A 1682-nucleotide genomic window follows, 5' to 3' on the forward strand; every position below is an offset into this window, starting at 1 on the left:
CGGAAGTTTTCAAGGTAGTTGTCGCCTCGACGATTGGAATTCAGGCGGCTTTTGGCTCCTGGTTTCGGGATTGCGAGATCGCGCTGCTTAGGTCAGCACGATCGGGATTCAGATGAACGACATGAATGCGCTGCCAGTTGCGCGTAGCGCCTTTCCATCGAAGCGGATTACGCTGGCGCGCAGCCTCGTAGAGCGCCTTGCGGCGCTCGAGAATGTCACGATCAAGATTCGCATGACGTTGGGCCGGTGTCACAAACCGGATCGCACTGTGGCGGTGTTCGTGGTTGTACCAGCGCACCAGTTCTGTGACCCATGTGCGGGCCGCGAACAGGGTATCGAACGCCTCGAGCGGATAAGCCGGCCGGTACTTCAGGGTTTTGAAAAGTGATTCGGAAAAAGGGTTGTCATTGCTTACGCCAGGGCGACTCAACGACGGCATCACGCCCAGAGCCTGCAAGGTGGCGAGCATCGTGGCACCTTTCATCGGGCCGCCGTTGTCGGAATGCAGAATCACCCGGTTCGGTTGTATCGTCTCACGCGCGCACAGGTCCTTGAGGACTTCACTGGCCTGGGCGCTACTCTCTTCGGCATAGACCTGCCAGCCGACGATCTTGCGGCTGAACACGTCCATAAATAGATACAAGTAAAAGTACTGCCCGCGGATCGTCGCCGGCAAGTACGTGATATCCCAGCTGTAGAGCTGATTCGGTGCGTCTGCGCGGACCGCTGGTGGTTTGCCGCAGGCTTTGACCGGCCGCTCGCTACGCCGATGTGCGAGCTGTTTCTCGGCTTTCAGCACCCGATAGAAAGTCGATTCGGAGGCGATGTAGCGCTGCTGGTCAGCCAGGCGAGGAACAATCTGGCTTGGCGGCAAATGACCGAATTCAGCCGAGTTTGCCACCGCCAACAGTTCGGAACGCTCCTCGGCGGAAAGCTTGTGAGGAGGTTCGTATTGTCGTAACGAGCGCCCATCGACCGCGTCAGGCTCGCCGCTTTGCCAACGCTGCACCGTACGCGCGCTCAGCCCCAGCTCCTTACACGCGAGTGCTTGGCGGGCACCGGCCAGGGTCGCCTCGCCGATCCAGGCAATCATGGTTTTGCGTTCCTCAAGGGCCGTCATTCGGCCTCGCCCTCGAACAACGCACGATACTTTTTTTGCAGCACCAGCAACGCCGCCGCTTCAGCCAACGCCTTCTCTTTACGGTTTAATTCGCGCTGCAATTGCACGTTCGCCTGCTTCAAATCCCGTACTTCCTGGGCGTTCTCGCGCCGGCTACCGGTCCCGACGACGGCGCAAAAATCCACGCGCCACTGCGCGAGATGATGAGCAAACAGGCCCCGTTCACGACACCACGCGTTCAGTGCCTCGTCGACCAACCCGTGGCTCTCCTGCAAAGCCAGTAGCCGTTCTTCCAGCGACCAGTCTTCTGGACGTTTTGCGTGTCCGAAGCCCGAGCTCCGATTCGCAGCGGCGCTACTTCTCATCCACTTCCTTAATGTCAGTAAGTTCATGTTCAATTCGTCGGCCACGGATCCAACCGTGCGACTCCCGCGCTGCAAGACCTTTGACAGCGCTTGTTCTTTGAACTCGACAGAATACGTTTGTTTTGCCTTCAACCTACACCTCTGACTCTTCAAATTAAGAAAATTCAGAGGCGACAACTACTATGACACCGGGGGAT

Annotated in this window: 1 pseudogene; it reads right to left on the bottom strand. The window is 58.0% G+C overall.

Features of this window, described 5'->3' with window-relative positions:
- Positions 1 to 40: 40 nt before the first annotated feature.
- A pseudogene (locus AWB68_RS44625) lies at positions 41 to 1617 on the bottom strand (IS3 family transposase).
- Positions 1618 to 1682: the final 65 nt, after the last annotated feature.

The sequence above is a fragment of the Caballeronia choica genome (assembly GCF_001544535.1).
Classification (GTDB): domain Bacteria; phylum Pseudomonadota; class Gammaproteobacteria; order Burkholderiales; family Burkholderiaceae; genus Caballeronia; species Caballeronia choica.